This window comes from Nisaea sp. (assembly GCF_017640745.1).
Taxonomy (GTDB): Bacteria; Pseudomonadota; Alphaproteobacteria; order Thalassobaculales; family Thalassobaculaceae; genus Nisaea.
Genome location: NZ_JAEPQA010000038.1, coordinates 19,858 through 27,574, shown reverse-complemented (window position 1 = coordinate 27,574; position 7,717 = coordinate 19,858). Strand labels below are relative to the sequence as shown.

General features: G+C 62.1%; 7 protein-coding genes. 4 read left to right on the top strand and 3 right to left on the bottom strand.

Annotation, left to right across the window (positions count from 1 at the left end):
* On the bottom strand, positions 1-634 hold a 634-nt coding region (locus JJ959_RS19510), incomplete at its 3' end, for an MFS transporter (protein WP_292887575.1).
* A gap of 264 nt (positions 635-898) precedes the next feature.
* On the opposite strand from JJ959_RS19510, the gene JJ959_RS19505 reads away from it, so the two are divergent.
* Positions 899-1,597, top strand: a complete 699-nt coding sequence (locus JJ959_RS19505; protein ID WP_292887572.1) for a cyclic nucleotide-binding domain-containing protein — start codon at positions 899-901, stop codon at positions 1,595-1,597.
* Positions 1,598-1,901: 304 nt separating this feature from the next.
* On the opposite strand, the gene JJ959_RS19500 is transcribed toward JJ959_RS19505, so the two are convergent.
* Both JJ959_RS19500 and JJ959_RS19495 read right to left on the bottom strand, forming a co-directional pair.
* On the bottom strand, positions 1,902-3,329 hold the full coding sequence (locus JJ959_RS19500; protein WP_292887569.1) for an amidase: 1,428 nt from the start codon (positions 3,327-3,329) through the stop codon (positions 1,902-1,904).
* A 2-nt stretch (positions 3,330-3,331) separates the two neighbouring features.
* Positions 3,332-3,544 (bottom strand): hypothetical protein, encoded by a 213-nt coding sequence (locus tag JJ959_RS19495; RefSeq protein WP_292887567.1) that lies wholly within the window; start codon positions 3,542-3,544, stop codon positions 3,332-3,334.
* Between the two features lie 563 nt (positions 3,545-4,107).
* Between JJ959_RS19495 and JJ959_RS19490 the strand changes: the two genes are divergently transcribed.
* From JJ959_RS19490 to JJ959_RS19480, 3 genes are all read left to right on the top strand, one after another.
* Positions 4,108-5,694 (top strand): ABC transporter substrate-binding protein, encoded by a 1,587-nt coding sequence (locus JJ959_RS19490; RefSeq protein WP_292887564.1) that lies wholly within the window; start codon positions 4,108-4,110, stop codon positions 5,692-5,694.
* A gap of 127 nt (positions 5,695-5,821) precedes the next feature.
* The gene (locus tag JJ959_RS19485; protein WP_292887561.1) at positions 5,822-6,778 is read left to right on the top strand and encodes an ABC transporter permease; all 957 of its coding nucleotides are present in this window, start codon (positions 5,822-5,824) and stop codon (positions 6,776-6,778) included.
* A gap of 19 nt (positions 6,779-6,797) precedes the next feature.
* A complete protein-coding gene (locus tag JJ959_RS19480; RefSeq protein ID WP_292887558.1) occupies positions 6,798-7,703 on the top strand; it encodes an ABC transporter permease in 906 nt (301 codons plus the stop codon).
* Positions 7,704-7,717: the final 14 nt, after the last annotated feature.

Here is a 7,717-nt window from a genome sequence, read left to right as displayed (position 1 = left end):
TCTTCAGCGGCTCAAGCTGCTCCTTCAGGCCGGGGGCCTTGATGCCCTTGGCCTTGCGCGCCTTTAGCTCGGGGTCGTCCTCGGTGGTGAACCAGAAGATCACCGCCGTCACGACAAGCGCGACGGCCCAGACCTGGGCCACCATCTGCCAGCCGAAGGCCACGAGCACGAAGGGCGCGCAGAACTTGGTGACTGCCGCGCCGACGTTACCCGCGCCGAAGATCCCGAGAGCGGTACCCTGCTTTTCCTTCGGATACCATTTCGAGACATAGGCGATGCCGACCGCAAAGGAGCCGCCAGCCAGCCCGAGCCCGAGCGCCGCGAGCAGCATCATCTCGTAAGTCGTCGCATAGGACAGCAGGAAGGTCGCCACGGCGGCGAAGATCATGGTGAAGAAATAGACGATCCGTCCGCCATACTGGTCGGTCCAGATACCGAGGAAAATGCGGCTCAACGCACCGGTCAGGATCGGCGTGCCCGCGAGCAGGCCGAACTCGGTATCGGTAAGCCCGAGCTCCTGTTTGATGCGGACGCCGAGAATCGAGAAAATCGTCCAGACGGCAAAGCAGACGGTGAAGGCCACCGTACTCATACCGAGGATCTGGTTCTGCTTTCCGGGAGTTACCCCTTCCATGGAATGCATTGATCCCACCCCTTCTTCAGAGCGGCTCGGAGCCGCCGGTCACAACAAAACGAGGGGAGGGTTTCCTAATCTTTGCCGCGCTCTATTGATCTGAATCAACGGATGCTATGATTGGCGAAGAAACAAATGGCGCGAGAGCGGATTTCAAGTCGGGGCGCTTACAGGATCAATCGATCTCTTTAAATGCCTCGCAACTCGATGCTAAGAATGCCGCCGTGGGGCTTGATAAAAATCAATCGTCGGCGAGGGAGAGCAATGAGGTCATCCGACCTGCCAGAGGTGCGCGAACTCGCGCTTTTCGAGAGCATGAGCGCGGAGTGCTTCGAGTCACTCATGCGGGTCGCCTATCTGCAGACCTTCCCGGGACAACTCGAGCTGATCGCCGAGGGCGATCCCGCGGATTTTCTCTATATCGTCATCGAGGGATCGGTCGAGCTCTACGCCAAGTCAAACGGCCGCGAGGCGACGATGAGTATCGTTCGTCCTGTCGGCACCCTCATCCTCGCGGCTGTTCTCAAGGATGCCGTGTATCTGATGTCCGCGCGCACGCGCGAGAAGTCGAAAATCCTGCTTATCCCCTCGGAAGACATCCGGGCGGCTTTCCGCCAGGACAATGATTTTGCCCGCGCCATCGTCGTCGAACTGGCAACCGCCTATCGGGGCATCGTCAAGGAATACAAGGACCTGAAGCTTCGCTCCTCGGTGGAACGCCTGGCAAACCGTCTTCTCCGGTTCCACGAGGACCAGGGAGGAAACGGAAGCGTCGAATTGCCCGACGACAAGAAAATCCTGGCCTCACAGCTCGGCATGACACCGGAGAACCTTTCCCGGGCCTTCAATACGCTGAAGCCTTACGGCGTGGAAGTAGACGGAGCCTTGGTTCGCCTGACAGATCTTTCCAGCTTGCGCAGGCTGGCGAAGCCCAACCCGCTGATTGATAGCCCGAGCACGTGAGCAAACAGCGGCTTTCACATTCTGCGCCGGCGAACCTCCTGTAGGCTTGCCGGTCAGCTTGTGTGGGGCTCAGTGGATCGACACGATCATGTCATCGATACCAATCTCGCCAGTGCCGGCCTGCTTGTGATCGGGCGGTCAGGCTACCGGAAGCACAGCCCTGTCTCCCTTTGCGCTCAGCCGGTTGTCCGGAAATCATCCGCGAGATCCTGGCGGTACAACCAGTCACTTCAATGCCTGGGGACAAATCCCGCTGAAGCCGTCGTGCGGCCTGGAAGCAAAACGGCTGCGGCGGCGTCCTGCGTCACGCCGCGCTCGCCGCGGCGGCAACGCTCATGTCCGGCCAGCGCAGGTGCCATTCGGTCGCGTTCTCATAGGCTTGCCCGACCTGGAAGACCGTCGCCTCGTCAAAATACTTGCCGGCGATCTGCATTGAGAGCGGCAGGCCGGACCGGCTGAAGCCGATCGGGATCGACATGGCCGGGTTGCCGGTGACGTTGAAGGGCAGGGTCTGCATCGGCCAGTTGAGCGGGAAGCTCTTCTGCGGCGCGTCGATCAGTGGCGCCGGGGTGAGCGAGCTCGCCGCGATCAGCACGTCGTAGCGCGAGAACAGGCCGCTATTGACCTCCTCGCAGAGTTCCCTGCGCTGGCGCTGGGCCTGCATCAGGTCCGCCGCCGTCAGGTAGCCGCCCAGAACGATCCGCTCCATCGTCAGCCGGCCGTAATCGAGCGGGCGGGTCTGCAGGTCCTGCTCGTGGATCGCATAGGCTTCGGCCAGGAGGATCACCCGTCCGCAATTGTTGTAGTCGGCAAAGGACGATACCGCGGCCACTTCCTCGACCTCGGCGCCGAGATCCTTCAGCACGCCCGTGGCTGCATCGATCGCCGCCACCGCTTCGTCTGAAACGCCTTCGGCGTCCCGGTAGAAGGACCGGAGCACGCCGATCTTCATGCCTTTCACGCCGGCGGTAAGACCTGCACTGAAATCAGGCACCGGCACGTCCGCCGAGGCCGGGTCGAGCGGATCGTACCCGGCGATGCATTGCATGGTGATGGCCGCGTCCTCGACCGTCTTGGTGAGCGGGCCGCAATGATCGAGCGTGTAGGACAGCGGGAACACGCCGCGGCGGCTGACCCGTCCGTAGGTCGGCTTGATGCCGATGGTGCCGCAATAAGCGGCAGGACCGCGGATCGAGCCGCCGGTATCGGAGCCCATGGCGGTTCGCAGCAGGCCCGCGGCGACGGCCGCGCCGGATCCGCTCGATGAGCCTCCGGGGCCGTGCGCCGGGTTCCAGGGGTTGCGTGCCGGCGGGAAGGGCAGGTCGAAGGACGGTCCGCCGAAGGCGAATTCATGCGTCGCCAGCTTGCCGATCAGCACGCCTCCGGCGTCTTTCAGTTTGGTCGCACACACGCTGTCGGCGGCCGGGACGTTGTCGAGGCGCAGTTTCGAATGGCAGGTCGTGCGGATCCCGGCCGTGTCGTAGATGTCTTTCAGGCCGTAGGGAATGCCATGCATCGGACCGAAGTCCTTGCCTTCCTTCAGTTCTCTGTCGGCGCGGGCCGCATCTTCCAGCGCCCGATCCTGGGTCACGGTAATGAAGCTGTCGATCTGTCCGTCCAATGCTGCGACCCGGTCCAGGGTCTCCTCGGTCAGGGCGACGGAGGTCAGGGTGCCGTCGCGCAGGGCCTTGCCCAGTTCGGCGATCGACCGGCTGTCTGCTACGCCTCCCATGTTCAATCCTCTCGCCCAATGGTGGAAGGCACGAAGATCCCGGCCGGTTCCGAGGCCGCCGTGCGCGGGCGTCTCAGGCCGTCCGCCATGTCGCGCAGGCCAAGATAGCCCTCGAAGATCGCCTGCTCGCGGTCCGCGGGCAGAGAGAGGCCGAGGGTTTCGGTGATTTTCTGGAACGCGATGCGCGCTCCCTTATCGTCCTGAATGTCAGACATGACAGCGCTCCCATGTGTCCGGATGCCCGGACAGAACCGACGCTTCCCGTGCGTCTTTACGAAAGAGCCAAATTGTATCCAAAAAAGACGAGAGTCTTGCAAGGAATTTGTGCGTTGCACAAAAAATGATCGTTGCTGATGTTTGCTCTATTCTGAAAAATATAGAAAAATCAGAATAATGAGTGGCGCGTTTATCGGTCAGATATGTTTCCTGCGCGCTTGGGGTCGGGGATTCTGATTAACGATTGTGCACATTTTGTGTGGGGAATGGGTCCTCTCTGATCGTCGGGGAGGCTCAAAGAGCCTTGAACAAGATTTCCAAACAGCGCTCTTTCGGCAGTGAAATCTCAGAGATTCAATCGTCTACATAAGGATCTTATGAGCACACAAGAGTTCCAAGTCGCCATATTGGATACAATTTGCTTGTCATGGCACGGCATTTGCTGTGCGGTAGGCGACTGCAGGGCGATGTGATCGCAACGCAATATCGTCATTTTCCGTCCTGGAGCATGACGGTAGCAGGATCACACGGGGCGCCTTGCTGACAACAAGGAGGCTTCTCAATGAAAACACTCAAAAGGCTCGCCGCAGCCGTTTCCGTCACCGCCGGCATGGCGATGGCGGCGCAGGCGGCGAACGCGGAATCCGTCCTCCGCGTGGCGATGACCGCCGGGGACATTCCGATCACCATCGGCCAGCCCGACCAGGGCTTCGAAGGCTATCGCTTCGTCGGCTACAACCTCTATGACACGCTCGTTCTCTGGGATCTGTCCCAGGGCGAGACCGCGGCCGATATCAAGCCGGGGTTGGCGACGTCCTGGGACATCGATCCGAAGGATAACAAGCGCTGGTTGATCAAGCTCCGCGAGGGCGTGAAGTGGCATGACGGTTGCGACTTCGTGCCGGAAGACGTGGTCTGGAACTTCGAGCGCATTTCCAAGGAAGACGCGCCGCAGTTCAACGTGAAGCAGTTCGCCGATATCCGGAACCGCACGGGCAACATCGACAGGGTCGAGGTGCTCGGTGCCCATGACATCGCCATCGTCACCAAGGAGCCGGACGCGCTGTTCCCATACCAGCTCAGCTACTGGTTCATGATCAGCAAGTGCCGCCTGACCGAACTCAACAACGATTACGAGGCCTATGCCAAGGCGCCGTCCGGCACCGGCCCTTACAAGTTCGCCAGCGTCGTGCCGCAGGAGCGTCTCGAACTGGTGAAGAACGAGAGCTACTGGGACCCGAACCGGATCCCGAAGCATGACCGGCTGGTGCTGATCCCGATGCCGGAAGCGACCACCCGCGCTGCGGCCCTCTTGTCCGGCGAGGTCGATTTCATCGAGGCGCCGTCGCCCGATACCATTCCGCGGCTCGAATCCTCCGGCATGACGATCGTGACCGCCCCCTATCCGCACAACTGGTCCTACCAGCTGAACTTCGTGGACGGGAACTTCAAGCACAAGGAAGTCCGCCAGGCCGCGAACTACGCCCTGAACCGTCCGGAGATCAAGGCGCTGCTGAACGGCTACATGGTCGAGGGCTACACCAATGTGCCGCCATCGACGCCGTATCACGGCAAACCTTCGGTCAAGTACGAATACGACCCGGCGAAGGCCACCGAGCTGCTGAAGAGCGTCAATTGCTATCCTTGCAAGATCACGCTCGCCATCTCCACCTCCGGATCCGGCCAGATGCAGCCGCTGCCGATGAACGAACTGGTCAAGAGCCAGCTCGATGCGGCCGGTTTCGATACCGAACTGAAGGTGATGGACTGGAACGCGCTGCTCGATGTCGGGCGTCCGGGCCGGGAAAAGAACCCGGAGATCGACGGCATCAATATCAGCCGCGCTCTTCAGGATCCGTTCAGCGCCCTGATCCGGCACGTCTATACCAAGCAGCACGCGCCGAAGGGCTCGAACTGGGGGCACTATTCCAACCCAGCCGTCGATGCCCTGATCGACGAGATCTACCTCTCCTTCGATCCGAAGGTGCGGATGGAAAAGCTGACCAAGCTGCATGAGATGATGGTCGAGGATGCGGCCATGCTCTGGGTCGCCCACGACGTGAACCCGCGGGCCATCGCTCCGAACGTCAAGGGCTTCGTGCAGGCGCAGAGCTGGTTCCAGGACCTGACCCCGATCGTCGTCGAATAACCACCTGAACCCACCGCTCCGGGCCCGTTTGCCCTTCCGGGGAGCGGGCCCGGGGACACCCTTAAAGGAAGGACGTCACGCGGGGCCCCTGCCTCGGAGAACGGCGTCCGTCAGGAGAGATGGCACCGTGACGGCCTATATCATCCGACGCCTGCTTTATGCAGTTCCCATCGCCCTCGGCGTCAGCATCGTCTGCTTCGCCCTTGTGTACATCGCCCCCGGCGACCCGCTGCAGACCCTTCTGCCCGAGGATGCCAGCGCAGAGACCATCGCGATGGTCAGGAAAGCCTACGGTTTCGACAAGCCGATCCCGGTGCAGTACCTGATCTGGCTCGGAAAGGTCGTGACCGGCGATTTCGGCATGTCCATCGCCACCGGCCGCCCGGTCCTGGGCGAGATCGTCAAGGCGCTCGGAAACACGGTTCTGCTCGCCGCCGGCGCCGTCCTCATCGCCTTCACGCTCGCCTTCATCCTCGGCACCATTGCCGGCTACCGCGTCGGCACGCCGACCGACCGGGCTGTCACCGGCTTCGCCGTCATCGGCGTCAGCGTGCCGAACTACTGGCTCGGCATCGTCCTCATCATCATCTTCGCCGTTGAGCTGAACGTGCTGCCGGCGACCGGCATGGGGCCGCGCGGCTCCGACACCTTCAATCTCTTCGACTGGAACCATTTCCGCTATCTGCTGATGCCGATGGTCACGCTCTCGCTGATCCCGATCGGCATCATCGCCCGCACCACCCGTTCGGCGGTCGCCGAGGTGCTGAACCAGGATTTCGTGGAGACGCTCCGGGCCAAGGGGCTGATGGAGTGGGAGATCCTGCTGCATGTGCTGAAGAACGCGCTGCCGCAGGTGCTCGCCGTCATGGGCCTGCAGTTCGGCTACCTGATGGGTGGCTCGATCCTGGTCGAGACCATTTTCACCTGGCCGGGCAGCGGCTTCCTCCTGAACAAGGCGATCCTGACCCGCGACCTGCCGGTGCTGCAGGGCACGATCCTCGTGCTCGCGATCATCTTCGTCGCCACCAATCTCGTGATCGACCTGCTTCAGACGGCCGTCGATCCGCGCCTCAAGCGCGGCTGAACCGAAGGGACAGGCTGACATGACCGATATCACAGCGAACAGCATGCAGCCCGAGGCGGCGGAGCAGGGGGCTCCGGCGCTCAAGGTCCGGAGTTACTGGCAGACCGTCGGATACCGGCTGCGCTACGACTACATGACCTTGTTCTTCGGTGCCGTAGTCGTCCTGATCATCCTTTCCGCCATCTTCGCGCCTCTGATCGCGCCGATGGATCCCTACGAAACCAGCCTGATCAAGAGGCTGAAGCCGATGCTCTACCAAGGGCATCTCCTCGGCACGGACGAGCTCGGGCGCGACATTCTCTCGCGCATGCTCTATGGCGGGCGGATCTCGCTCGCCATGGGCATTCTGCCCGTGCTCGCCGCGACCCTGATCGGCGGCTCGCTCGGCGTCATCGCCGGCTTTGTCGGCGGCCGGACCAACATGGCGATCATGCGCACGGTCGACGTCTTCTACGCCTTTCCGTCGATCCTGCTGGCGGTGGCGATCTCCGGCGCGCTCGGCGGCGGCATCTTCAACGGCATGGCCTCGCTGACGCTGGTCTTCATTCCGCCGCTCTGCCGGGTCGCGGAGACTGCGACCTCGCAGGTCCGCAACCTCGATTTCGTCGAGGCGGCGCGGGCAACCGGGGCCGGCACCTTCAATATCATCCGCGTGCATGTGCTCGGCAACGTACTGGGGCCGATCCTGATCTATGCCTCCAGCATGGTCAGCGTGTCGATCCTGCTGGCCTCCGGCCTCTCCTTCCTCGGCCTCGGCGTCACCCCGCCGGAGCCGGACTGGGGATTGATGCTGAATACCCTGCGCGGCGCCATCTACGTCAACCCGATGGTCTGCGCCCTGCCGGGATTCGCCATTCTGATCACCTCGATCTGTTTCAACCTGGTCAGCGACGGTCTGCGCTCGGCCATGGACGTCCGGATGTAAGGAGCGGAGACATG

Coding starts and splice junctions, on each gene's coding strand:
- JJ959_RS19505 (WP_292887572.1), top strand. CDS start 899: ATGAGGTCATCCGACCTGCCAGAGGTGCGCGAACTCGCGCTTTTCGAG.
- JJ959_RS19500 (WP_292887569.1), bottom strand. CDS start 3,329: ATGGGAGGCGTAGCAGACAGCCGGTCGATCGCCGAACTGGGCAAGGCC.
- JJ959_RS19495 (WP_292887567.1), bottom strand. CDS start 3,544: ATGTCTGACATTCAGGACGATAAGGGAGCGCGCATCGCGTTCCAGAAA.
- JJ959_RS19490 (WP_292887564.1), top strand. CDS start 4,108: ATGAAAACACTCAAAAGGCTCGCCGCAGCCGTTTCCGTCACCGCCGGC.
- JJ959_RS19480 (WP_292887558.1), top strand. CDS start 6,798: ATGACCGATATCACAGCGAACAGCATGCAGCCCGAGGCGGCGGAGCAG.